Raw genomic sequence first — 25267 nt, 5'->3', positions numbered from 1 at the left:
ATTATGAAATTTTTTACAAAACAGGCACAATTATTAGCGACGTTCGTTTTTTTAGGATTATTTACAACGCAAGCGAATAATTTTGATGATGTATTTTCAGTATATAACAACGACTTACAAGCAATAAATGCAAGTGTATTGCACCCAACTAGTGGTAAGGCTCATTTTTTTGTAGGACAGTTTTTCCACCAATATAATCCTGTGTCAGATAAACTGGATAAAATGGGAGTAATAGGTAAAGACGGGTGGTACGGCGTAACAAAAAATGTAGATGCCGTTTTAATGCATCCCCAAAACAAAAAAGCATACTTTTTTACAGGGAACACATACCAACGCTACGATTTTATTAAAAAAAGAGTAGATAAAACTGGAGTTACTGGTCAAGATGGATGGAATGGATTGGCTGGACCTTTTGATGCTGTTATTATGCACCCTACAAATAACAAAGCTTACTTTTTTAAAGGAAAAAGATATTATCGTTTTAGTTTTGAAAAAAATAAAATGGATAAAGTTGGAACTATTGGTGTAGATGGCTGGAAAGGCTTACCTGCTAATATTGATAGCGCCATAATGCACCCTAATGGCAAAGCTTATTTTTTTGCAGGAGATAAATATTATAGATACGTATTTGGAAGAAGTGTTGATAAAAATGGAATAATTGGTAGAGATGGTTGGAAAGGATTATTTCACAAAATTGATGGTGTTGTTGAGAATAAAGATGATTTTCATTTTTTTAGAGGCGCTCATGGAATGAATATAAAATCATACAATGAGAATTATACAGTAAGACAAATTTTAGACAAGCTTCCTTCTAGCAGAAATATTCTTGGAGATAATATTAAAGGCATTGCATTAACCTTATATCCTAATTCAGATAGAGTTTATAAAATGAGACTGGGTTATGATTGGTATAAAGGCATACCTAAAGATATTGATGCTTCTTTGCAACACCCTATTACAAAGAAATACTACTTTTTTAAAGGCTCGAAATACTATAGATATGATCCAAGTTCAAGAAGCGTTGATGAGACAGATTATATAGGGAGAGGCGCATGGAGAGGGCTTTCAAAAAATGTAGATGCAGCGATAGCAATTAAAGATCATGTTTATCTTTTTAAAGACACCAAATATTATAAATATAATGCCTCTTCTTTAAATAGGGTTATAGAAACAGGTAATATAAGTGATAAGTTTAAAAACGTGCCAAACTATATAGATGCAGCTCATATCTATGAAAATAAAAAATACAAATGGATTAAAATTATGTTTTTCAAAAAGGATATTATTTATACATATTCTTTGTCAGATAGAAGAGTAGTCAATTGGGAAATGGCTCATCAAAATTTATTTAAATAATCAGTTACATTTAAAGAACACTTCTAAACTCTCATCCATGAAAACACCTGTTTTAATACTCATTTTAATGGCATCACTATTTTTAAAATGCAAAGGTCAAGAAGATAAAACTGTAGAGCAAGTCATAGATTGCGAATTATTAATAACACAGCAATTAGATTCGCTTTGGACACAGTTAGCGCATTTTCAGAGTACTTATTTCTCAGATGAAAACAATCAAAATTACAAATGGAACTACGATTTTGAAAAAAGCAAAGTTTCTGTTTTCAAAAACGGAATCCCTTATTTAAACATTGATTTTATCCATGTTGGTAAAATAGATGTTACTGAAAAAACATGGACTTGGTCTTGGGTAAGTGCTTCAGAGGAAAAAGAATCAAAATTAGAAAAAGTTAAAGCTTTTGGCTTAAAAAATGATTGTCAAAAACTTAAAACTGCAACTTGGTCAGGTAGTGAAAAAGAGGCTTGGGAAATGGTAGGAATTACCAACTACATTGTTAAAGGTGAAGGTGGAGCAAGGCATTACACAAAAACAGAATATAACTATGTGGTTTTTACTAAAATTCAAAAAATAAATTAATCATAACAACAAAAACAATATTAAAATGAAAACAATTAAACTTTTAATAATCTTATTAGTATTTAATACAAATTCAATTATCGCTCAAAACTTTGTGGTAAATGCTCAAACTATAAAAACATTAAACAAAACGGGGTTAGATTTTGAGCGTATAGGCGAAAGCTTTATCTATATTAATTCTGAAAGTAAAGAAGTAAAAAAGTTGATATGCATTGTTAAACTTGAACTATTAAAAAGTAAGATGGGTGAGTTTATTGATGATGAACTACCTGAAGGTGGTTACGATTTTAAATTTATTGAAGAAAATACAAGTGCAATTTGGGAGTGTAAATCTGAAGGCGCTCTTGTAAATCAAAAAGGCTTATACTGTTTTATTGCAAATAGCATCTGCGAAAATATAGAAAGAGAATTAATACCTGGAGGCGATATGTTTATTCCTGGCGGTGACATGTTTGTACCAGGTGGTGACACATTTGTTCCAGGAGGAGATACATTTTCAAAAGAAGACGAAAGCTATTATTTTTTAAAAATGAGTTTTGAAGGCGAACAAGAAATAGAGCCTGCAATATTGACTTTAAAAATTAAATAAAAGTTAAGTATATGAAAGGAAAAATACTACTACTGATTTTTTGTATACTGGTTTTTAAAATAAACGCACAAACTTGGGCAGAAGCAACAAAAATAGTGTCTTCAGATAGATCTACTAATGATGAATTCGGGTTTTCAGTATCAATAAGCGGCAATTATGCTATAGTTGGAGAGCCTTTTGGAGATGAAGACGTATCTGGAAATAATGGTATGGGATCTGCCGGTTGCGCCTATATTTTTGAAAGAGATACAAACGGAGGTTGGATGCAAGTACAAAAAATTGTAGCATCAGATAGATCTTCTAATGATCACTTTGGAACATCCGTATCTATTAGTGGAGATTATGCTATTGTTGGAGCACCAGAACATGTTGCTGGAGCTGTTTATGTTTTTAAAAGAGATGGTACAGGTAATTGGGCTGAAACTCAAAAAGTTGAAGCCAATGATGCAACTAATAATGATTTGTTTGGTTTTTCAGTATCAATAAGCGGAGATAATTTTATCGTTGGTGCCTACAACGAAGAGGAAAGTGAGTTTGGCGGGGCTAATTTGTATGAAGCTGGATCTGCATATATCTTTAGTAATAGTGGAGGTGTATGGACACAAACTAAAAAATTGGTGGCATCTGATAGAGCAGAAGACGATTGGTTTGGGTTTTCAGTGGCTATTGATGGAGACTATGCCATTGTAGGTGTGCACAGAGAAGAAGAGGATGTTGCAGGGAGTAATAATTTACAATGGGCGGGTTCTGCATATATTTTTGAAAAAGCTAGTGGTGCTTGGGCGCAAACACAAAAAATTGTAGCATTAGATAGAGCAGAAGACGATGAATTTGGATACGCTGTTTCTATAAGTGGCAATTATGCGTTAATAGGAGCTAGATCTGAAGAAGAGGATGAAAACAATATGAATAACATAAGTAGTTCTGGGTCTGCATATATTTTTGAAAGAGCTACAAGTGGAAATTGGAGCCAAGTTCAAAAAGTAGTGCCATCAGATAGAGCATTAGGAGACGTTTTTGGACATTCCGTTTCAATAAGTAATAATAAAGCTATTGTTGGCGCTTATAAAGAAGACGAAGATGCTTCTGGAAATAATACTTTAACAAATCCAGGATCTGCTTATGTTTTTGAAAAAGATATTAATGATAATTGGGTAGAAACTCAAAAACTCGTGGCTTCAGATAGAGAAGGGCAGGATAGTTTTGCAACAACTGTGGCAATAAGTGATAGTTTTGTTATTGTTGGAGCGCATCAGGAAGATGATGACGTGCAAGGTAATAATGGTCTTAACGGTGCCGGTTCTGCATACATTTTTGAATCTTCTGGGAGTTTAAGTAATCCAGATTATATGCTGCTAAGTGATAAAATAAAAATTCACCCTAATCCAGCAAGTTCAAAATTGTTTATAGAACAACTCAAAAATAAAAGCGAGTATAAAATTTTTGATGCAACCGGAAAACAAATCAGTTTTGGAAATCTTTCAAAAGCAAATAAAGCTATTGACATTTCAAATTTAAAAACAGGATTTTATATATTAAACTTAAAGCAAAATAAAAAAATCTTCAATTTTAAGTTTTTGAAAAAGATTTAATTTTTTTTAAAATAAAATCTTCTCAAAAAACGCCTCAAACCAAGCGGTTTTATAGGGGTTCTATTCAAAAAATCAAGATTTTTGTTTTTAACAAATTAATTTGTAATTAATTGATAATCAATTAGTTGAAAGTATAACAAAAAACACATATGTTTTTTGTGGTATTTTCTCATTGTTAAAAACTTGTTGAAAAGGTTTCGTTAAATTTCTTAAAACATGTCAATCATTTTGCAATCTTTGTTATCCCGAAATTGCATCAAATTTTTCGTCCAATCTTTTATAAAAAACAAAAATAATGTCTCAAGCTATTGAACCCATTTTACAAGAAAACAAAGATCGTTTTGTTATTTTTCCAATTCAACATCATGATATATGGGAATGGTATAAAAAGCAAGAGGCTAGTATTTGGACAGCTGAAGAGATTGATTTACATCAAGATCTTAACGATTGGAATAACAAATTAAATGATGACGAACGCTATTTTATCAAACATGTTTTAGCCTTTTTTGCAGCCAGTGATGGTATTGTAAACGAAAATTTAGCTGAAAACTTTGTGTCTGAAGTACAATACTCAGAAGCTAAATTCTTTTATGGTTTTCAAATCATGATGGAGAATATTCATTCTGAAGTGTATTCGTTATTAATTGATACTTATGTAAAAGACGATAAAGAAAAAGATGCATTATTTAATGCCATTGAAGTTTTTCCAGCCATAAAAGAAAAGGCAGATTGGGCTCTTAAATGGATAGACTCTCCAAGTTTTGCAGAACGCTTAATTGCTTTTGCAGCAGTTGAAGGGATCTTCTTTTCAGGGAGTTTTTGCTCTATTTTCTGGCTTAAAAAACGTGGTTTGTTACCTGGATTAACATTTTCTAACGAGCTTATTTCTAGAGATGAAGGTTTGCATTGCGATTTTGCTGTGCATTTACATCAGCACCATATTGTAAATAAAGTTCCAAAGGATAGAATCACAGATATTCTTACTAATGCCCTAGATATTGAGCGCATGTTTATTACCGAGTCACTTCCTGTTAGCTTAATAGGTATGAATGCGAAGTTAATGACACAATATTTAGAATTTGTAACAGATAGATTATTAGTAGAATTTGGTTGTGATAAAGTTTATAACTCAACAAATCCATTCGACTTTATGGATATGATTTCGTTACAAGGAAAAACTAATTTCTTTGAAAAACGAGTGTCTGAATATCAAAAAGCAGGTGTTCTTAATAAAGAGGACGATGAAAATAAATTTAGTTTTGATGAAGATTTCTAAATGAAGAAATCAATTTAAAATAACAAAAAGAGTGTTTCGTGATCTTTGAATCCTCAAAGAGAATCGATTTTCAATAAATAAGTAAATATTTTTTAATTAACTGACTTTGATACTAAGTAACCAATAGTTTCAAATTTAGAATATCCAACTAACCATTTTTCTGAAGGTGTATCAGAAAAAATTAAAACGTGTAAAAATTATGTATGTAGTAAAAAGAGACGGCAGAAAAGAACAGATCATGTTCGACAAGATTACAGCTAGAGTGAGAAAGTTATGTTATGGACTTAATGAACTGGTAGATCCATTAAAAGTAGCCATGCGTGTAATTGAAGGTTTGTACGACGGTGTTACTACTAGCGAATTGGATAATCTTGCTGCTGAAATTGCTGCAACTATGACAACAGCACATCCAGATTATGCGCGTTTAGCAGCTAGAATTTCGGTTTCTAACTTACACAAAAACACTAAGAAAACATTTAGTGAGGTAATGCACGACCTTTATACATATGTAAATCCTAGAACAGGAAAAGATGCACCACTTTTATCCGATGAGGTTTATAATGTTATTATGGAAAATAAGGATCGTTTAGATTCTACAATTATTTATAATCGCGATTTTGGATACGATTATTTTGGGTTTAAAACATTAGAGCGTTCTTATTTATTAAAACTTAATGGAGAAATAGCTGAACGGCCACAGCATATGCTTATGCGTGTTTCAATAGGAATTCATTTAAATGATTTAGATGCAGCCATCGAGACTTATGAGTTAATGTCTAAAAAATATTTTACACACGCTACACCAACATTATTTAATTCAGGCACACCAAAGCCACAAATGTCGTCTTGTTTTCTTTTAACAATGAAAGAAGATAGTATAGATGGGATTTATGATACACTAAAACAAACTGCAAAAATATCACAATCAGCAGGAGGAATTGGATTAGCAATACACAATGTTCGTGCAACAGGAAGTTATATTGCAGGAACAAACGGAACATCAAACGGTATTGTTCCTATGCTACAAGTATTTAACGATACGGCACGTTATGTAGATCAAGGTGGCGGAAAACGTAAAGGAAGTTTTGCTATTTATATTGAAACATGGCATGCTGATATTTTTGATTTTCTTGACTTGAAGAAAAACCATGGTAAAGAAGAAATGCGTGCACGTGATTTGTTTTATGCAATGTGGACGTCTGATTTATTTATGAAACGTGTACAAGAAGATGGCGAATGGACGTTAATGTGTCCTAATGAATGCCCAGGGTTAGATGAAGTGCACAGCGAAGCTTTTGAAACTTTATATACTAAATATGAAGCTGAAGGGAAAGGGCGTAAAACAATTAAAGCACGTGAACTTTGGGAGAAAATATTAGAATCTCAAATTGAAACAGGAACACCATATATGTTGTATAAAGATGCGGCAAACCGTAAATCTAATCAACAAAATTTAGGAACTATTCGTTCGTCAAACCTTTGTACAGAAATTTTAGAATATACATCTCCAGATGAGGTTGCCGTTTGTAATTTAGCTTCAATAGCATTACCAATGTTTGTTAAAAACGGAGCTTTTGACCATAAAGAGTTATTCCGCATTACAAAACGTGTTACTAAAAACTTAAATAGAGTTATCGATAGAAATTACTATCCAGTAAAAGAAGCAGAAAACTCAAATATGCGTCATCGTCCTATTGGTTTAGGCGTTCAAGGTTTAGCAGATACTTTTATTCAATTACGTATGCCTTTTACAAGTGATGAAGCAAAAAAATTAAACCAAGATATTTTTGAAACACTTTACTATGCAGCTGTTACCGCAAGTATGGAAGAGGCTAAAGCAGATGGCCCTTATCAAACTTACGAAGGGTCTCCTATTAGTAAAGGCGACTTTCAACATAACCTTTGGAACATTAAAGATGATGAATTAAGCGGTAATTGGGATTGGGCAAAACTACGTAAGCAAGTACTTAAAAATGGTGTTCGTAATTCATTATTAGTAGCGCCAATGCCAACAGCATCAACATCTCAAATTCTTGGAAATAATGAATGTTTTGAGCCATATACATCAAACATTTATACACGTCGCGTGTTATCTGGTGAGTTTATTGTTGTTAATAAACATTTACTAGAAGACTTAGTAGAATTAGGGCTTTGGGATGATAACTTAAAGCAAGCTATTATGAGAGCAAATGGTTCAGTGCAACACATTGATATTATTCCTCAAGATATTAAAGATTTATATAAAACAGTTTGGGAACTGAGCATGAAAGATATTATAGATATGTCTCGTCAAAGAGGATATTTTATAGATCAATCTCAATCACTTAACTTATTTTTAGAGGGCGCTACCATGGCAAAATTAACATCGATGCATTTTTATGCATGGAAAAGTGGCTTAAAAACAGGAATGTACTATTTACGTACTAAAAGTGCGGTTGATGCTATTAAATTCACTTTAGATACAACAAAGAAAGAAGAACCAGTTGCAGAAACTGTTGAAGTTGATAATGTTGTAGCTCAGCAAGAAGAAGCAAAGAAAAAGAAATTAGCAGCTCAAAATGCCGCTAAATTTGCACAACAAAATAAACCAGAAGTTGAGCCTATGTCTGCTGATGAGATGAAAGCGCTTATTGCACAAGCAAAAGCAGCAGAAGGAGACGATTGCTTAATGTGCGGATCTTAAAAGTATATAAACATTGGGTTTGTTCCCTCGAAAGGGGGAACCCCAAATTTTTAAAAAAGCACTTCGAAAGAGGTGCTTTTTTTATTACCACATTTTGATTGAAAAAAGCTATTTTTAGGCTATAATTAAACCGACCATATATGAATAATCCTGATTTTCGTATTACAGAAGACTTATTAGCCTCAAAGAATAGCCGATTTGTAAACCATCTTATTGACTTAGCTCCACAATATGCTATCTCCTATGGGTTGGCTTATTTATTTTTTTATATAGGTGAGTTCACAGGTTATTATGGATTAAATGATTTTTTGAATGGATTGTCAACTTTTGAAGATTTACTTTATACTTATTCGCTAATGATAGCTTATTTCTTTTTAATGGAATCACTTACTTCAAAAACTCTAGGGAAATATGTTACAAAGACTATGGTGGTGCTTCCTAATGGACAAAAACCATCTCATCTTGATATTCTTAAAAGAAGCTTTTGTAGAATGATTCCTTTTGATGGCTTATCCTTTTTAGGAACCAATGGTAAAGGGTGGCATGATTCTATCTCTGGAACTTTTGTTGTAGATACTGCAAAATTTGAAGCAAGGAAAACATCTTATAGCGAACTCGACCAAATAGGTGTTTTACAAGAATAAAAATGGATAAATTTTTAGTAGCTGCAATAGAAGAAGCAAAAAAAGGGTTGAACGAAGGAGGTATTCCTATTGGGTCTGTTATAGTTTATAAAGGAAAAATAATAGGCAGAGGACACAATAAAAGAATACAAAACGGGAGCGTAGTTTTACATGGAGAAATGGATGCTTTCGAAAACGCAGGACGACAAGCAGCAAGTGTTTATAAAGCATGTACTTTGTACACAACATTATCACCATGCTCAATGTGTTCTGGAGCTATTTTATTGTATGGTATTCCAAAAGTTGTTATAGGAGAGAACAAAACATTTCTTGGAGATGAATCTCTATTGAAATCTCGGGGAGTTGCCGTTGAAGTTGTAAACAATAAAACTTGTATTGAACTTATGGAGTCTTTCATCTCAATGAATCCTGAATTATGGAACGAAGATATTGGAGAGTAAAAAACATATTCATTTTAATGAAATCAAAATATTTTTATAAGAATGCAAACTCAGAAAAACAAGCTTAAAGAGGTCGCTCAAGTTTTTTTTAAACTAGGTTTTTTTGCATTTGGTGGACCAGCTGCCCATATTGCGATGATGGAAGAAGAAATTGTTGCAAAGCGAAAGTGGATGACGCGCAATTACTTTCTGGATATGATTGGTGCAACAAACCTAATCCCTGGACCCAATTCAACTGAAATGACTATGCACTGTGGTTATGAACGAGCAGGAAGAAAAGGGCTTTTTGTAGCTGGAATTTGCTTTATTTTCCCTGCAATTATAATTACAGGGCTTTTAGCGTATTTGTATGTTAAATATGGCGAATTACCAGAGGTAAAACCTTTTATTATTGGTATAAAACCTGCAGTTTTGGCAATTATAGCATCAGCAATAATTAAGTTGAGTAAAAAAGCAATTAAAAGTACTGAATTAGCTGTTTTGGGTGTTTTAGTACTTGTAGTTAGTTTACTTGGAGTAAATGAAGTATTAGCCTTATTATTAGCAGGTATTTTTGGTATGGGATATTTTTATTTAAAAGAACGTATTCAAAATAAAACATTAAGTATTTCACCTATTCTATTGAGCCTTGTGGTTAGTGAAACAGTAGTGAAATTATCTTCTCTAAAAGTATTTTTAATGTTTTTAAAAGTTGGCGCTATTTTATACGGTAGTGGTTATGTGTTATTCGCATATTTAGATGCAGAATTAGTTTCTAGAGGTTGGCTTACAAGGCCAGAACTTATTGATGCTATTGCAGTTGGACAGTTTACTCCTGGACCAGTATTGTCAACTTCTACATTTATTGGGTATCAGCTTTCAGGCTTTCCTGGAGCAATTGCGGCCACAACCGGAATTTTTTTACCATCGTTTTTATTTGTTCTTATTTTGAATCCTTTTATTTCCAGAATGCGACAATCAAAAATATTAAGACATTTTCTTGATGCAGTTAATGTTGCTGCTGTTGCGGTAATGTTATCGGTACTAGTTGTTATGACTATAGATACAATAGTAGATTGGAGAACAATACTAATTGCTATACTTTGTAGCTATCTTACGTTTGGAACAAAAATATCGACGATGTGGATTATTGCTATTGGTTCAGTTTTAGGATACTTACTTCTACTTTTTTAATATATCTGTACCAAGGTAGTCATCAGCTTTGTTATAGTACCACGCTCTATTTTTTGGCATTTTTATACCTCTAATAATTTCTTCCCCAGTAAGTAAAATATATTCCCCGCTATCTTTTTTAACTGAGCCTTTGTCATCAGTTTTATAAAATTGATAGACTTCCATAGCATAGTTTTCGGGATTGAAATAGAAATACCAAACGTCTTTTCCAACATTAGAATCGTAGTTTACCTTTAAAACTAAATAATCTTTTCCTTTAAAAGTTTTTTGTTCAACCTTATTATCTATTATGGTACCATCATCTTTAAGTTTCATAGGCAATCCATATAAATAAGTATAATAGTTTTTATATAGGCTTGCCCTTTCACAACTTAAATTATTAGCTTTTAAAACATCATCAGATATATTTTTTTCCCCGTTTAGGGATATAGTACAAGTATCTTTGTTTAGGTTATATTCTGTTATTATAGTATCTCTTTTTGCTTTTAAATAAAAATGCTCCTCAGGCAAATTAATCACAATTTTAGAATTTCTATTTGAATTATTTGGTGTTTCCATAATAACGTTAAAAGAAGCATTAAACGTTTCCCAATTATTATTTGGGTCGTGGTATTTAATAGCTTTATTAAGAAGCTCAGACCCACTTATTTGTTGGCTAAAAGAAGTTAGGCCTAAAAATAAAGAGAAGCAGATAAATAAGTGAAGTTTCATATTGTGATTTTTGCTAAATATACAAAACAAAAAACACCTCAATTGAGGTGTTTTTTTAAGTAATGTATTTGATTTTTATTCATCAGAGCTTTCGCTATTTTCTGTAGTTTCATCTACAACATTAATAGTTGCAGGTTCTACGGAAGCATCATGAGAGTTATGATACTCTTCCAGAAGATTCATAGTTGCTGTCAACAAATCTTTTGTTTCTAATAATAATCCAAAGTATAAGGTTGTGTTTTTTGGACTAGATTCTTCTGTTCTTGTTCTGGCTACTTGCTTAACAATTTTATCGGTAACTAAGTCGAAAATTTCTTTTTTGCGATTAATAACCAATCCTATTTGTTCAAAAGAGCGAGAGTTAAAAGCATCTTTTGTATCATTAAGCAAAGTTTCTAAAGCATCGTCAATTTCCTTAAGCTCTTTAATTTGACTAAATTTAAGCTTCTTATGGTTATTATTAATGTGTTTATGACTTACTTTAGAAATATATTCTAAAGATTGTACAATATCTTCTAAGTAACCTAATATATTAATATAAAAGCTGCTGGCCCTTAAACTTGTTTCATCTAAATTTTTAATAAAATAGAAGATGTTATCACGTAAGCTATCAACTTCTTCAGATAATTTAGCAACTTGTTTTTTATTCTTTTTTAGTAAAGTTAGATCTTGTTTAGCTAAGCCTTTTACTGCATTAGTATAAATTTTATTTCCACGTTTTACAACGTTGGCAATATTATCAGCACTTTCATGAATTACGCCTTGTACAGATCTGCTACCCGTTTCTTTTAAGCTATCTTCATCGTTTGCTTTTGTAGATTTATTTTTATGTGATTTGTAGTTTCTGTATAGTAAGAAAGCTGTAATAAGTAATAATATTGGTGTCATTACTTGTGGGTTCCAATTTATTAAAAACACTACAGTACCCGCAGCAATAAATGCCCCAATTGCGGTTCCAAACCAACCTCCAATAACATTTAAAACGCCAGCTACACGATATACAGCACTTTCTCTTCCCCAAGCTCTATCGGCTAAAGAGGTTCCCATAGCAACCATAAATGTTACATAAGTTGTAGATAATGGTAGTTTCATAGATGTAGCAATAGCAATTAATACACCTGCTACCATAAGATTTACAGAAGCTCTAATCATATCAAATGCTGGAGCATCAATACTTTGGTCTTTTGTTAAAATGATATCTGATTTTTGGAAACTATTGTTTATCCCGTTTAAGAAAGAGTTTGGTAAAATAGCACTAAAATAACTCGATAAAGCGGATGACCCTTTAACTACTGCTCTAGATAATGCATTAGGTTCAAACTTCTCATGAGTATCACCTTGTCTAGATAAGCTAATTTCGGTCTCTGCTACAGTTTTGGCTTTTTTAGAAAGCCACAAAGTTGCTACCATAATTGCACCTGCAATAAAAAGTAATAATGGTTCGGCTGGTACTTTTTTGTCTAGAACAGCCATAGACATTGTTGTATCCATACCTCCAGCTACCCAAGCTTCATATGAATGATACGCTGCCATTGGTACACCAATAAAGTTTACTAAATCGTTACCAGAAAAGGCTAACGCTAACCCAAAAGTTCCAATAGCTATAACTACCAATAAAACGGTTTTCTTAGTTAATTTCTCGAATATAAATGAGAACAATGTCCAAAAAGCAAAACTACCTATAATGATAAAAATTTCATTTCCTTCAAGCAAACCTTTTAGTTCTTTATAATAAGGTGTCCCTTTTAATCCTTTTAAGAAGATAAAATAAGTAATGGCTGTTAATGCAACGCCACCAAAAAGAATTCCAAAATTCTTTATTTTTTTCTCGTAGTTAAATGTAAAAATAACACGCGAAATCCATTGTACAATGGCACCTACAGTAAAAGCTATAAATACAGATAATAAGATTCCACTTATAATTGTTATCGCTTTTTCCTGATTTATATAACTTCCTAAATCTGCAAATGTTTGAGTATCTGAAGCTCCTATTTTTATTAAAGACATTACAACGGCTGCCCCTAATAAATTAAATACAATAGATACTGTTGTTGAAGTAGGTAAGCCTAGTGTATTAAAGAAGTCTAGTAACAGTATATCTGTTATCATAACAGCCATAAAGATTAGCATGATCTCACCAAATTCAAATTGCGCAGGAACAAAAATTCCTTTTCTAGCAACTTCCATCATTCCACTTGAAAAAACAGCCCCTATAAAAATTCCTAAACTAGCAACAATCATTATTGTTCTTATAGAAATAGCTTTAGAACCAATAGCAGAATTTAAGAAGTTAATAGCATCATTACTTACGCCTACTATAATATCAGCGACTGCTAAAATTGTAATTGCTATTACCATTAATAAATACATATTCTCCATATATTTTTGATTTTGCAAATATCTTGACTGTTTGGGTCAGATATGTTATGTTAATGTTATGTTTTATTTATTTTAAAAATGAATATCAAATCCTAGTCTAAACGTTATATTGTCCTTGTTCCCGTCTGTAGTAGTATAATTAATATCTGACTGCACCTTTAATTTATGACCTACAACAAATTTATTAAAACCAAGTGTATATTGCTTTCTTGGTAGTGTGTTTGTAACAGTCTCATAATCTACTGTTGTAAAACGACCTACTAATTCGTAATTGCTTTTAAATAAATAACCAGCTTGTAAATTTAAGGCATTACCTGTTAAAACAATATCACCGGTTGGTGTAACACCATCTAAATCTATTGCTACAGGACTATCTGCGGTTCTCTTTGCATATTCTCCCATAAAAGAAAAACCATCATATTTAAACATAGCATCAGCAAAAAATGTAGTAATGTCTGTTTCGTATAAAGTGCCATCACTTCTAAACATATAATCACCAGAAAAGCCTCTTTCTCTAACAGCATCTTGATTCAAATTATAAGTAAAACCAACCATTAATTTAGGTTTAACTTCACGTTTTAAATCAGATTGACTGTAATCACCTTTAGATTTAAAAGTTCCAAAAGGTAAAAACTCTAAACGGGTGGTGTATTGTAAACCGCCTTCATTTCCTTCAGTAACATTACGTCCTTCTCCCTGTGAGATTGAAAATTTTTCACGCATTAAAAAATCACCTCCTAAACTAGTTTTATGTCGTAATTGAACTCCTAAATCTCGGTCAATATTAAAACGACTGTTTAATAAAGAGCGATCTACTAATTGAAGATTAGCCGAAGACACAACACGTTCAACATTTCCTGGAAGTTTAGTCTGACCAGCCCATAGCTCCCAATTTCCTGCAAAATTCCACATAATTACTGCATCTAAAATATAACGCGGTGTATTTCTGTTAAATTGATTAGCTCCAGATATATCTCTGTTTGAAAGTCCTAACTCTAATTTATACTTAAGTTTTGGGCTGTATGCAAAACCATCAAATTTTAAACGAGCACGCCTTACAATAAAGTTATGTTCAGGGCTTCCATATTGATTGCCGTCATGATCCCATGATGAAATTGAACGTACTTGAAAACGAGGTGCGAACTTAACGCTAAAAGAACTGTCTTTAGCTGTGAAATTTATTAAACCTTTACCAAACTTGGTATCACTAATTTCTTGAGAATAAAGAGATGTAAGTGCTAAAAAAGTAATAGCTACTAGAGTAAATTTAAGTTTCATTATAATTTTTTAGTTTTTGTCGCTGCAAAGAACTAAAACCAATGTTAACTTAATGTTTCCTAATGATTAATTTTTAGACAAAAAAAGACTGCCTTGGCCTAAGGCAGCCTCATTAGAAATCATAATAATGTAGTCGACAAAAACTAATAGATTATATGAAATACTAATTGTTTTGTCTTAAGACATGGCAAATATCATGGTTTAAGTTAATGTGAATGTAACCCCAATATTAAGTTATTATTAAGCTTTCCAATGTTAAATCTTCATCAATAATTTTTTTGTAAAACGCTAACAATCAATATTTTATAATTTCAATGTTAATTCAACGTTAAGTGAAGGTTGTTTTAATGTTATGCGATTTGTATATTTGAATTATAATAATATAAACCCCCATAATTATGAAGAAATCAATTTTATTACTTTTCACCTTTTTAATTACTGTGGTATCTTTTGCACAAGAAAAGCAAAAGAGAGATTTAAAGCTTAATAAAGAAACAAACTTGATTGATGCTGTTTATTATCATGAGAATGGTACTGTAAGTCAAACAGGGTCATTTACCGCTGATGGTAAATTGCAAGGACAGTGGCTAAGCTTTAACACAGAAGGAGAAAAAATCGTTTCTGCAAATTATGATAATGGTAAAAAAGTCGGCAAATGGATTCATTGGATTGAAGGCAAAAAAAAGGTTGTTAATTATGACAATAATGTAGCTTCTTTATAAGTTAACTCCAATTTTGAAATAAAAAAATCGCCTAAATTTTAGGCGATTTTTTTGTTTTAAACTTATTTTATTACAGTTTAAAATTTATATGAGTAACCAATTGAAAACTCTGTTCCTGGCTCTCTTAAAGAAAATATTTGGTCTTTAGCTCTAAATGATTGGTATACACTTTCTCTTTCGCTGCCTAGAATGTTTGAAACTTTTATATCAATTGAAGATTTTTTGCTTTCTCCAAAAGACTTATTTAATGTAAAGTTTAAGCTTTCAAAAGGCTTAGTAAATACATCTGGAACACCACCCAAACCAACAACTTCAAGTGTTTTTCCTTGCATGTTGAAAAACAACCCGGTTTGTAACCCTAGGTCTTCATTAGAATAGTTTAAACTTGTATTTATTAAGAAAGGCGATTGCCCTTGTAGGTTTCTTTTTCTGTCAATAGTTTCCCCTGTCCTTGCATTGGCTTGCCTAGAGTTAAACTCTTCATCAGACATAGTTAATTTAGATTCTGTAACAGAAGCGTTTAAAGAAAACTTAAGGTTTTTTAATCCTTCAGAAATGAAACCTAGGTGTTTTCTAAATTCTACTTCAGCTCCATATACTTTTGCGCTACCTAAATTCCCAATTGTTAGTTGGGTCGGGGCAGAAGCAAAAAATGATTTTTCAAGAGGGTCAGTAAAATCTTTATAAAAAGCACTTACTGCAAACATTTGTCCAGCATCACCAAAATTTTCGAATCTTAAATCGAAGTTGTTTACGTATGTTGGTTTTAAATTGATATTACCAATAAACAACCTGTCTGTAATTGGATCGAAAATTTGAGATAATGATGCCTCCTTAAATGATGGTCTTGCTGTGGTTCTGTAATAAGACGAACGTATATTTGATTTTTCTGTAACTGCATAAATAAAGTTTGCAGATGGAAATAAATCATATTCATCTAATACTTTAAACCGATCATATAATTCGGTACCATCTTGTCCTGTATAATATGATGTAAATGCTTCAGCTCTTAAGCCTAAAATTGATTTTAAATTCTCAGTAATATTAAATTCGTTAGAGACATATGTTGAAGAAATATGTTGTTCTCCTTCATAAGCATCATTTGGGTTGAATATATCCCCAGAAATAAGATATGTACCATTATTATTGTCTCTACTCCAAATATTTTCGGGCAATAATATATTGTTTGGATTTCCGTCGACAACTGGTGTCCCATTGTTATCAAAAGTCCAGTCATCAACACTAAAATCTCTAAATTTGTAAGTATGACCGCCTCCAAATTTTACTTTAGCGGGTTTACCAAATAATTCATATTTTTTGCTGAAATCTAGTTTGCCAGCCCAATTTTCCTCTTGTAAAAAACGCCAGATACGTATAGGGAATGTTGCTGCTGAAGCGCTAATAAAAAACTCTCCAGATTGTGATTCTTGTAGAGGAGTAACTCTATGATCTAAGTCATGAACTTTTGAAATAGTAGGCGACAATTTCCAATCAAAATTCCAATCGTTTTCTGCTCCAAAAGAATGTTTACCGTTTAAAAGCACATTGGTAACAGAACGCTCAGTATAAGTAATAGCATCTTTAGTTAATGGCTCAAAACCTGATCCAGACCCAGATCCACCTTGTGCTACAAGTTGATTAAAAAAACCACCAGTAGACTCTCCATTTTGAATGTGTAGTACATTTACTCTAAATTTTGAGTTTTGGGTTTTAAATGTAAGCCCAACAAGTCCATTTAAAAGCACATTATTACTACCTTCACTACCGCTTGAAATTCTATCTGTAACTAATTGATTGTTTGACTTATCATTTGCATCAATTGAGTATGCACCATCTAAACGGTTTTCGTAAAATGTAGTGTTGTTTTTGTATGAAAATGATGCTAAGTAACCCAATTTATTGTTTTCTCCTACTTCAAATTGATCACCTAATGTAAAACCAAAATCAAAGTTAGGGTTACTTGTACTTTGCTTTGCTCTTAACTCGTTATCAAAACGACCAGTAAGTGTTGTTAATAACCCTCTGTTTTCAAAAGTACCAGGAATATTTTGGTACCTATGTATAGGTCTGCTTCTTGAGTTATCATCATATCCAAAAAAGTCAGTACTGCTTGCAGTCCCGTTTAAGTAATTGTCTTTACCATGCATGCTTGGGTTGTAACCAGCACCTAGAGATATTGAAGCTTCAAATTTTGTTGGAAAATCTTTAGTTACAATATCAACTACACCACCAGTAAAATCTGCAGGGTATTCTGCAGCAGCAGACTTAATTACTATAATATTATCTAAAATATTTGTTGGAAAAATATCCATTTGAATCGTGTTTCTATCTGGGTCTAAACCAGGAATGTCTACACCATTTAAAGTAGATTTTGTATAGCGATCTCCTAGACCTCTAACATATACATATTTACCGCCTTCAACTGAAACTCCTGGAACACTTTTAACAGCACTGGCTAAATTACCAGCACCACTAGATTTTATACTTTGAGCCGATAAACCATCTAAAAGAGTAACAGATTTTTTTTGAATATTTAGTACTGCGTTTTCAGTATTTCGTTTAACACTTGTAGTAATAATTATTTCGTCTAAAGAGTTTGATGTTAATATAACATCTAGATCAAGGACCTGACCTGACTTAATTACAACGTCACTTATTTCTTTAGACTGATACCCTACAAAAGAAAAAATGATGGTGTAAGTTCCTTCATCAAGATTTAGTTGATATTTCCCATCAAAATCTGAAGTTGTACCTGTTGTAGTTCCTTTTACTAAAATATTAGCAAACGCCATAGGTTCATTATTATATTCGCCATCAAGCACATTTCCAGCCAAAGTTCCAGTTTGTGCATTTAAGCTAATCAATGAACTTAAAAATAGGGTAAGAACTATATAAATATTTTTCATGTATATAATTTGTAAACTACTGCTCACTTTAAATTATAGTAAGCAGTAGTACATTTAATTTTTAATAAAATGGACTCTTTTTAGAACCCTAAACCACCTGCAGTATTTGCATATGTCCAGTTAAGGTTTGATGTTGTAGCTCCTACAGTTTGAGCACCATCTGTAACTTGCGTTGTCCAATCAGCAGCTCTTTCGGTAAATGTTGGAGCTAAAATAATTTTGTCTTCAGGAATGTCATTTGTTTCATCTGTATCATCACAGTTTTCTGCACATCCAACTTTTTCTAAGAAAACACTGTTGTCAAATCCAGCGATTTCCCAATTGCTAAATGTTATTAAACCATCTAAAAAGTTTTGAGACACTGCATTGTTATCTAACTCAACATCTGAATTATCTTTAAAACCTTTTGCATAAACATTAGATACAGTTCCAGTGGCTTTACTTCTAAAATCAGCATATTCACCATTTGAAGTATTTAAATTCCCCATCAAGGTTACGTTGGTTAAAGTGAAAGACCCTGTTGCAGTGCCTTCTCTTCCGTCTATTTCTAAGGCATGGTCAGAAGCGTCACCTAATATCACAACAGCATTATCAATAGTTCCAGAATAAGCTTGATCAATATCTAAACCATCATCACCTTGAGCCCAAACTAATAAGTTTGTAGCATTTACAGTTCCTCCAAAAAACTCAATACCATCATCAACATTAGCAACAACTTCTATGTTATCAATAACAGTTTTACTACCAACACCACCAAGTGTAAGACCGTTTATTTCGTTTCCTTCACCAATTAAAGCACCACCATGTCTAATAGATACATATCTAAGGATACCAGAATCGTCATCAGCTATAGTACCTCCATATAAACCAAAAGTATCATCAGCAGGAATTCCTTCTATTTGCACTTCGGTTAAGTCTCCTTTAAAAGAACAAGGCGCATGACCTAAAATGATTAAACCTCCCCAAAGTCCTCTGTTGCTTTCGTTTAGGTTAGTTCCAGCTGTTTGGCCTGCATCAATATTATCGCTTGAAGAAGTAAATATTATAGGACTTGTAGATGTTCCTTCAGCATTAATTTTTGCTCCTCTAGCTATGATTAAAGCAGAGGCTAAAGATCCTGTTCCTGGCTTACCTTTTATAATTGTACCAGCTTCAATAGTTAATGTTACACCATCTTGAACAACAACCTTTTGGTTTAATTCATATATATTATCGTTTGTCCAAGTTGTGTTTACCGCGATAGCTCCTGTAACAGCAATAACTGGAGTGCCACTATTACTTCCTCCTCCATCTTGGATAATTGTAATTTCTTCTATTATTATAGGAGTATCATCATCTTTAAGACATCCAGTAAAAACTAAAGTAGATGCCGTTAAAAGGATTAAAAATAATTTTTTCATGAGTTTTAATTTTAGATATTTTTTTTGTTTTATTTGTTGCCGCAAAGAAACTATGAGACTGTAAATAGAGTGTTACCTAAAGATTAAAGAACCGTGATAAAAGTGTTAGCTTAATGTTACTTTAAATAGATAATTGTGAGATATTATTTTACATTGAATTAACATTGAATCGAGATTATCTTATTGCATAAAAAAAAAGCAACTTCCATTAAATTGGAAATTGCTTTTTTTTAATCTATTCTAACTTTACTATTTGTTTATAGAAGTATCTTTTTTATCAGCACTTGCTAATGTTAACATTAAATCGTCTAAAGATATTGAGTCTGCTTTTAAATGTAACTTTACGTTGATTGATTTACCATCGATTACTTTAACAGTAGATTCTTTAGTTTCATAACCAACAAAGCTACTTACTAGAGTATAGCTGCCTTCCTTTAAGTTTTTAAATTTAAATACTCCTTTTTCATCTGATAAAACTTCAGCACCAGTTTCTTTAATTATAACTTTTGCATAAATTAAAGGCGCGTTATTAGATTCAATATCTAACAAATGACCTTGTATAGATCCTGTTTGTTGTGCAAAAGATAATGCAGTTACAAAAAAGGTAGCGATAAATATAATGTGTCTCATTAGTAATCTTATAAATGCTATGCAAAGAAAAATATTTATTATAACCGCAGTGTTAAGTAAATATTAAACAAGAGTGATTAAAATGTTACCTTAATGTTACCAAATTTTAGATTTAATTTTATTGAATTTACTTATCTTGCTTGCGTTTAAAACTTTAAAATGAACTGGGAACAATTACTATCCTTAAAACGCTTTGGCGACACCAATAAACGAATCAGAAAAGAACAAGATGAAACGCGTTTAGGGTTTGAAGTTGATTATGACCGAATAATTTTTTCGTCAGAATTCAGAAGCCTTCAAGATAAAACACAAGTTATCCCTTTATCCGAAACAGACTTTGTACACACGCGATTAACGCATAGTTTAGAAGTTAGTGTGGTAGGGCGTTCTTTAGGAAGGCGAGTAGGGCAAAAGTTATTGGAAAAACACCCGCATTTACAAAGCATTCATGGATATCAAGCTAATGATTTTGGAGCCATTGTAGCAGCTGCAGCTTTAGCACATGATATAGGAAACCCGCCTTTTGGGCATTCAGGAGAAAAGGCTATTGGGGAGTTTTTTAAAACAGGAAATGGACAAAAATTTAAAGCTCAGTTAACTGATAAAGAGTATCAAGATTTGTGCGATTTTGAAGGAAATGCAAATGGATTTAAAATTTTAACCGAAAGTAGAGCAGGAAGAGATGGCGGATTGCGTTTAAGTTATGCAACACTTGGCGCGTTTATGAAATACCCAAAAGAATCATTACCTAAAAAGCCAACACATCACATTGCTGACAAAAAATACGGCTTTTTTCAAAGTGAAAAAGAAGCGTTTACAGATGTAGCTAACGAGCTTGGTTTATTAAAAAGAAGTGAAAAGCATCTTAGTTTTTCTCGTCATCCGCTAGCTTTTTTAGTTGAAGCTGCTGATGATATTTGTTATACTATTATAGATTTTGAAGATGGCATTAATCTGGGGTTAATTCAAGAAGAGTTTGCTCTAGAATACCTGTCAAAAATTATTAGGAATAATATAAAACCAGAAAACTATTATGCCCTTTCAACCAAAGAAGATCGTGTGGGTTATTTACGGGCTCTTGCTATAGGATCCTTAATAAGCGAAGCGGTTGATGTTTTTATGGCTAATGAAGATGCTATTTTAAATGGTGGTTTTGACTGCGCTTTGCTAGATAAAAGTAAGTACGAAGCCCAAATAAACGATATTATTAAAATAAGTGTTGAAAACATTTACCAATCTACCGAAGTTGTCGATAAAGAAATTGCAGGATATGGAGTCATCAACACCTTGTTAAACACCTATACAAGTGCTATAAATAATGCATTTAATAACACCACTTCTAATTATGATAAGCTCATTTTAAAAAGCTTGCCGAAAACTATTAAAACCGATAAGTCTAGTTTGTATCAACGTTTAATGAGTGTGAGTTACTATGTCTCGTTGTTATCAGACAGTAAAGCAATTTTGGAATATAAAAAAATAAAAGGGCTAGAAATTTAAATTATTATTTTGGCGTTACCACAAGGGTCGTACTTTTATTCATACGGTTCTATTTTAAATCATTGAATTCATGAACATAAATATTTCGCTATATCTTTTTCTCGTGATTCAAAAAAGGATGTCACAACAATCCCTAACGCAAAAACAGGTTTTACAATAAACTATTAAAATAATGTAGCAGACTCTCGACGTCCAAACCAATAGATTTTTGTAGCTCATTAACACTTCCATGTTCAATAAACCTATCAGGAACACCTAAAACTTTAGTCGTATTTTTATAATTATTGGTTGAAGCAAATTCTAAAATAGCTGACCCAAATCCGCCTTTTATTGTACCGTCTTCAATTGTAATAATAGTTTCATAAGTTTTAAAAACGGTATGAAGTATACTTTCATCTAAAGGTTTTACAAACCGCATGTCGTAATGTGCTATTTCTTTTGTATTACTCAGTCCTTCAATAGCTTTAGTAACATTTCTGGCAATGCTTCCAATACTTAAAACAGCAATTCTAGAACCTTCTTTAAGTAGGATACCTTGGCCTATTTTAATTTTATTGAAAGGCTGTTTCCAATCTATTGTAACCCCTCTTCCTCGAGGATATCTAATAGCTATGGGTTGCTCTAAACCTAATTGAGCAGTGTACATAATATTGCGTAATTCTACCTCGTTTCTTGGCGCAAATACAACCAAGTTAGGTATGCATCTTAAATAAGCTAAATCAAAAGCACCGTGATGAGTTGCCCCATCTTCGCCAACTAAACCAGCACGATCTAAACAAAAAATAACAGGTAGTTTTTGAAGGGCTACATCGTGAATGATTTGATCATAAGCACGTTGCAAAAATGTTGAGTAAATATTACAAAACGGGATTAACCCTTGAGTTGCCATACCAGCAGCTAATGTAACTGCGTGTTGTTCGGCAATACCAACATCAAAAGCACGATCTGGTATTTCGTCCATCATATATTTTAGCGAACTTCCAGTTGGCATTGCAGGCGTAATACCAACAATGTTTGTATTCTCTTTAGCTAGTTCTAAAATGGTATGCCCAAAAACATCTTGATACTTAGGAGCTTCAATTATTTCTCCTTTTACTATAAGATTACCTGTTTTAGCATCAAATTTACCTGGAGCATGATATTTTACTTGATTCTCTTCGGCCTGTTTTAAACCTTTGCCTTTAGTAGTGATGATATGTAAAAACTTTGGACCTTTTACAGTTTTTAAACGCCTTAACTCTGAAATAACAGCCTCAATATCATGCCCATCTATAGGTCCAGAATAATCAAAATTTAAAGCTTCAAAAATGTTATCTTGTTTTTGAGTGCCTTTTTTTACATTAGTTAAATATTGCTTTAAAGCACCAACACTTGGGTCTATGCCAATAGCATTATCGTTTAAAATAACTAACAAATTAGCGTCAGTCACACCAGCATGATTTAAGCCTTCAAAAGCCATTCCACTAGCTATACTTGCATCTCCAATAACAGCAATATGGTGTTTGTCTTCACCTTTTAACTGCGATGCAATTGCCATTCCTAATGCTGCCGATATAGAAGTTGATGCATGCCCAACCCCAAAAGTATCATAAACACTTTCCTCGCGTTTTGGAAAACCGCTAATGCCATCCATCTGTCTGTTAGTGTGAAAAATAGCTTTTCGTTCGGTTAAAATTTTATGCCCGTAAGCTTGATGGCCAACATCCCAAATAAGTTGATCTTCGGGAGTGTTAAACACATAATGTAGAGCAATAGTGAGTTCTACAACACCTAAACTTGCTCCTAAATGACCTTCTTTAGTGGCGACAATATTAATTATAAAGCCACGTAATTCTTTTGCAAGTTGCGGTAAGTCTTCTTGCTTTAAAAGACGCAGCTCATTGGGTGAGTTTATATGATTTAAAAAGTTGTTTTGCACGAAGCAAAAGTACAAGAATTTATTAATCTTCTGCTTGAATAATAATTGGTAAACTGTAAACAACCGTAATGGGTTTATCACTTTGTTTTGCCGGAGTAAATTGTGGTAAAAGTTGAATAACGCGTTTTGCTTCTTCTTCTAATTTTGAATGTGGAGCTCTAGCCCTAATATTTTTTACAAACCCTAAAGTATCTATTTCAAATCTGGTTTGTATCTTTAGTCTACCTTCGAATTCTAAACAAACAGATGGATTAAAATTTTTTGAAACAATTTTTGTTATATGTTTTGACATATAATCTCGCCTTTCTTCTGTTGAAAAGCTTTGAGGCGTATTTTTAAACTCTGGAGGAGTTTCAGCTACTAAATAACCTATAACTAATTCTTCTTCAGCTATTATATCCTCCATTATCTCTATTTCTCCTTCAATTTCTGTAGTAGTTTCAATAAATTCTATATCGCCAACGGTTTCAATAATCAACTCGCCATCAGTCATAACTTCATGAATTGTGACTTTTTCTGAAGGTGTTTTATACGTTTTCTTTTGGATTGAATCATCAATAATATTTCTAGATAAGCCTCCAAGAATATTAATTGTTTTATTGTCGATAGAATCAATTACTTCAATACTGTCAATTTTCTGTTTGCTTCCATTTTTATTGGTGCAATTCATTAAAGTGGTTCCCATTGTAATTAATAAAACCAATAAAAAGAGTTTGTGAAAGCTTTGTTGTTGTTCGATAATATGTGACGGTACATTAATGTTTATACTATCTAATTGTGTTTGCTTAAAATGACCGCAAATACGATTGCTTTTGTTTTCATTGATAAAATCTTGAATTTCTAAACTGCTCATTTTTGTAAAATCTATAACTGTTTTTACACAAAAATTACAAAATTTCCCTTTTTCTTTTGGAGTCATAGCGTTCCAATCTTCATGACAAGGTTTAGGAATTGAAATGGAATAATATTTTTTCATAAGAAAGGGTTTAATTATGAATATCAATTTTCTTGCCGAAATATTTTTTGCACTTTTGTATCATGTTAGAACCATTTGACGACACCTATTTTATGAAAAAAGCGCTTCAGGAAGCAGAAGCTGCTTTTGAGAAGGGCGAAATTCCCGTTGGAGCTGTAATAGTTATTGATAATAAAATTATTGCTCGTGGACATAATTTAACCGAAACATTAACAGACGTTACAGCACATGCAGAAATGCAAGCCATAACGGCTGCGGCTAACTTTTTAGGAGGAAAGTATCTGCAGAACTGCACCTTGTACGTAACGTTGGAGCCTTGCCAAATGTGTGCAGGAGCCTTGTACTGGAGCCAGATATCTAATATTGTTTATGGTGCTAGGGATACTGAACGTGGTTGTATTAATTTGAAAACCAAATTACACCCAAAAACAATTATTAAAGGAGGTATTTTGGCTGATGAAGCTTCTGAGATTTTAAAACGGTTTTTTATTGAAAAACGAAATTTGAATTGACC

General features: G+C 32.4%; 20 protein-coding genes. 12 read left to right on the top strand and 8 right to left on the bottom strand.

Annotated elements, in window-relative coordinates:
* Positions 1-3: 3 nt before the first annotated feature.
* From M3P09_RS14575 to chrA, 9 genes are all read left to right on the top strand, one after another.
* The gene (locus M3P09_RS14575) at positions 4-1356 is read left to right on the top strand and encodes a hemopexin repeat-containing protein (protein WP_249973707.1); all 1353 of its coding nucleotides are present in this window, start codon (positions 4-6) and stop codon (positions 1354-1356) included.
* A 37-nt stretch (positions 1357-1393) separates the two neighbouring features.
* Complete coding sequence (locus tag M3P09_RS14570) at positions 1394-1936, top strand: DUF6882 domain-containing protein (protein WP_249973706.1); 543 nt, start codon at positions 1394-1396, stop codon at positions 1934-1936.
* A 25-nt stretch (positions 1937-1961) separates the two neighbouring features.
* Positions 1962-2525: a hypothetical protein gene (locus M3P09_RS14565; RefSeq protein WP_249973705.1), complete on the top strand. Its 564-nt coding sequence runs from the start codon at positions 1962-1964 to the stop codon at positions 2523-2525.
* An 11-nt stretch (positions 2526-2536) separates the two neighbouring features.
* Positions 2537-4117 carry a T9SS type A sorting domain-containing protein gene (locus M3P09_RS14560; RefSeq protein WP_249973704.1) on the top strand — a complete coding sequence of 527 codons (1581 nt, stop codon included), beginning with the start codon at positions 2537-2539 and terminating at the stop codon, positions 4115-4117.
* Positions 4118-4412: 295 nt separating this feature from the next.
* A complete protein-coding gene (locus M3P09_RS14555) occupies positions 4413-5393 on the top strand; it encodes a ribonucleotide-diphosphate reductase subunit beta (protein ID WP_099565357.1) in 981 nt (326 codons plus the stop codon).
* A gap of 199 nt (positions 5394-5592) precedes the next feature.
* Positions 5593-8076: a ribonucleoside-diphosphate reductase subunit alpha gene (locus tag M3P09_RS14550; RefSeq protein WP_099565451.1), complete on the top strand. Its 2484-nt coding sequence runs from the start codon at positions 5593-5595 to the stop codon at positions 8074-8076.
* A gap of 140 nt (positions 8077-8216) precedes the next feature.
* Positions 8217-8720 (top strand): RDD family protein, encoded by a 504-nt coding sequence (locus M3P09_RS14545; RefSeq protein ID WP_249973703.1) that lies wholly within the window; start codon positions 8217-8219, stop codon positions 8718-8720.
* A 2-nt stretch (positions 8721-8722) separates the two neighbouring features.
* The gene (locus M3P09_RS14540; protein ID WP_249973702.1) at positions 8723-9160 is read left to right on the top strand and encodes a nucleoside deaminase; all 438 of its coding nucleotides are present in this window, start codon (positions 8723-8725) and stop codon (positions 9158-9160) included.
* A 42-nt stretch (positions 9161-9202) separates the two neighbouring features.
* Positions 9203-10333, top strand: coding sequence for a chromate efflux transporter (gene chrA / locus M3P09_RS14535; RefSeq protein ID WP_249973701.1), 1131 nt, complete (start codon positions 9203-9205; stop codon positions 10331-10333).
* Here the strand turns inward: chrA and M3P09_RS14530 are convergent.
* The 3 genes from M3P09_RS14530 to M3P09_RS14520 form a co-directional block, all read right to left on the bottom strand.
* Entirely contained in the window at positions 10322-11044 is a 723-nt protein-coding gene (locus tag M3P09_RS14530) for a DUF6503 family protein (protein ID WP_249973700.1), read from the bottom strand. The two genes, chrA and M3P09_RS14530, sit on opposite strands and share 12 nt — an antisense overlap.
* A gap of 75 nt (positions 11045-11119) precedes the next feature.
* Positions 11120-13423, bottom strand: coding sequence for an inorganic phosphate transporter (locus tag M3P09_RS14525; protein WP_249973699.1), 2304 nt, complete (start codon positions 13421-13423; stop codon positions 11120-11122).
* Between the two features lie 72 nt (positions 13424-13495).
* The gene (locus M3P09_RS14520) at positions 13496-14701 is read right to left on the bottom strand and encodes a porin (protein WP_249973698.1); all 1206 of its coding nucleotides are present in this window, start codon (positions 14699-14701) and stop codon (positions 13496-13498) included.
* 398 nt (positions 14702-15099) lie between these two features.
* On the opposite strand from M3P09_RS14520, the gene M3P09_RS14515 reads away from it, so the two are divergent.
* Positions 15100-15423, top strand: coding sequence for a toxin-antitoxin system YwqK family antitoxin (locus tag M3P09_RS14515; protein WP_099565364.1), 324 nt, complete (start codon positions 15100-15102; stop codon positions 15421-15423).
* A gap of 77 nt (positions 15424-15500) precedes the next feature.
* On the opposite strand, the gene M3P09_RS14510 is transcribed toward M3P09_RS14515, so the two are convergent.
* The 3 genes from M3P09_RS14510 to M3P09_RS14500 all read right to left on the bottom strand — a co-directional run bounded on the left by M3P09_RS14510 (position 15501) and on the right by M3P09_RS14500 (position 20359).
* Complete coding sequence (locus tag M3P09_RS14510) at positions 15501-18329, bottom strand: TonB-dependent receptor (protein WP_249973697.1); 2829 nt, start codon at positions 18327-18329, stop codon at positions 15501-15503.
* 80 nt (positions 18330-18409) lie between these two features.
* The gene (locus tag M3P09_RS14505) at positions 18410-19729 is read right to left on the bottom strand and encodes a hypothetical protein (protein ID WP_099565366.1); all 1320 of its coding nucleotides are present in this window, start codon (positions 19727-19729) and stop codon (positions 18410-18412) included.
* A gap of 249 nt (positions 19730-19978) precedes the next feature.
* Entirely contained in the window at positions 19979-20359 is a 381-nt protein-coding gene (locus M3P09_RS14500) for a carboxypeptidase-like regulatory domain-containing protein (protein WP_099565367.1), read from the bottom strand.
* A gap of 159 nt (positions 20360-20518) precedes the next feature.
* Here M3P09_RS14500 and M3P09_RS14495 point away from each other — a divergent pair, with 159 nt between their 5' ends.
* The gene (locus tag M3P09_RS14495) at positions 20519-21859 is read left to right on the top strand and encodes a deoxyguanosinetriphosphate triphosphohydrolase (protein ID WP_249973696.1); all 1341 of its coding nucleotides are present in this window, start codon (positions 20519-20521) and stop codon (positions 21857-21859) included.
* Between the two features lie 151 nt (positions 21860-22010).
* Here the strand turns inward: M3P09_RS14495 and dxs are convergent, their stop codons facing one another.
* Complete coding sequence (gene dxs / locus M3P09_RS14490; RefSeq protein ID WP_249973695.1) at positions 22011-23777, bottom strand: 1-deoxy-D-xylulose-5-phosphate synthase; 1767 nt, start codon at positions 23775-23777, stop codon at positions 22011-22013.
* A gap of 22 nt (positions 23778-23799) precedes the next feature.
* On the bottom strand, positions 23800-24753 hold the full coding sequence (locus tag M3P09_RS14485) for an energy transducer TonB (protein ID WP_249973694.1): 954 nt from the start codon (positions 24751-24753) through the stop codon (positions 23800-23802).
* A gap of 62 nt (positions 24754-24815) precedes the next feature.
* On the opposite strand from M3P09_RS14485, the gene M3P09_RS14480 reads away from it, so the two are divergent.
* Positions 24816-25265, top strand: coding sequence for a nucleoside deaminase (locus M3P09_RS14480; RefSeq protein ID WP_249973693.1), 450 nt, complete (start codon positions 24816-24818; stop codon positions 25263-25265).
* Positions 25266-25267 lie beyond the last annotated feature (2 nt).

Origin of the sequence: Jejuia spongiicola, assembly GCF_023502325.1 — a bacterium.
Lineage (GTDB): Bacteria > Bacteroidota > Bacteroidia > Flavobacteriales > Flavobacteriaceae > Wocania_A > Wocania_A spongiicola.
This window is presented reverse-complemented; position numbering and strand designations above follow the sequence as displayed.

Coding starts and splice junctions, on each gene's coding strand:
- M3P09_RS14520 (WP_249973698.1), bottom strand. CDS start 14,701: ATGAAACTTAAATTTACTCTAGTAGCTATTACTTTTTTAGCACTTACA.
- M3P09_RS14575 (WP_249973707.1), top strand. CDS start 4: ATGAAATTTTTTACAAAACAGGCACAATTATTAGCGACGTTCGTTTTT.
- M3P09_RS14510 (WP_249973697.1), bottom strand. CDS start 18,329: ATGAAAAATATTTATATAGTTCTTACCCTATTTTTAAGTTCATTGATT.
- M3P09_RS14500 (WP_099565367.1), bottom strand. CDS start 20,359: ATGAGACACATTATATTTATCGCTACCTTTTTTGTAACTGCATTATCT.
- M3P09_RS14570 (WP_249973706.1), top strand. CDS start 1,394: ATGAAAACACCTGTTTTAATACTCATTTTAATGGCATCACTATTTTTA.
- M3P09_RS14480 (WP_249973693.1), top strand. CDS start 24,816: ATGTTAGAACCATTTGACGACACCTATTTTATGAAAAAAGCGCTTCAG.
- M3P09_RS14495 (WP_249973696.1), top strand. CDS start 20,519: ATGAACTGGGAACAATTACTATCCTTAAAACGCTTTGGCGACACCAAT.
- M3P09_RS14530 (WP_249973700.1), bottom strand. CDS start 11,044: ATGAAACTTCACTTATTTATCTGCTTCTCTTTATTTTTAGGCCTAACT.
- M3P09_RS14560 (WP_249973704.1), top strand. CDS start 2,537: ATGAAAGGAAAAATACTACTACTGATTTTTTGTATACTGGTTTTTAAA.
- M3P09_RS14505 (WP_099565366.1), bottom strand. CDS start 19,729: ATGAAAAAATTATTTTTAATCCTTTTAACGGCATCTACTTTAGTTTTT.
- M3P09_RS14540 (WP_249973702.1), top strand. CDS start 8,723: ATGGATAAATTTTTAGTAGCTGCAATAGAAGAAGCAAAAAAAGGGTTG.
- M3P09_RS14550 (WP_099565451.1), top strand. CDS start 5,593: ATGTATGTAGTAAAAAGAGACGGCAGAAAAGAACAGATCATGTTCGAC.
- M3P09_RS14555 (WP_099565357.1), top strand. CDS start 4,413: ATGTCTCAAGCTATTGAACCCATTTTACAAGAAAACAAAGATCGTTTT.
- M3P09_RS14485 (WP_249973694.1), bottom strand. CDS start 24,753: ATGAAAAAATATTATTCCATTTCAATTCCTAAACCTTGTCATGAAGAT.
- M3P09_RS14565 (WP_249973705.1), top strand. CDS start 1,962: ATGAAAACAATTAAACTTTTAATAATCTTATTAGTATTTAATACAAAT.
- M3P09_RS14515 (WP_099565364.1), top strand. CDS start 15,100: ATGAAGAAATCAATTTTATTACTTTTCACCTTTTTAATTACTGTGGTA.
- M3P09_RS14545 (WP_249973703.1), top strand. CDS start 8,217: ATGAATAATCCTGATTTTCGTATTACAGAAGACTTATTAGCCTCAAAG.
- M3P09_RS14525 (WP_249973699.1), bottom strand. CDS start 13,423: ATGGAGAATATGTATTTATTAATGGTAATAGCAATTACAATTTTAGCA.
- chrA (WP_249973701.1), top strand. CDS start 9,203: ATGCAAACTCAGAAAAACAAGCTTAAAGAGGTCGCTCAAGTTTTTTTT.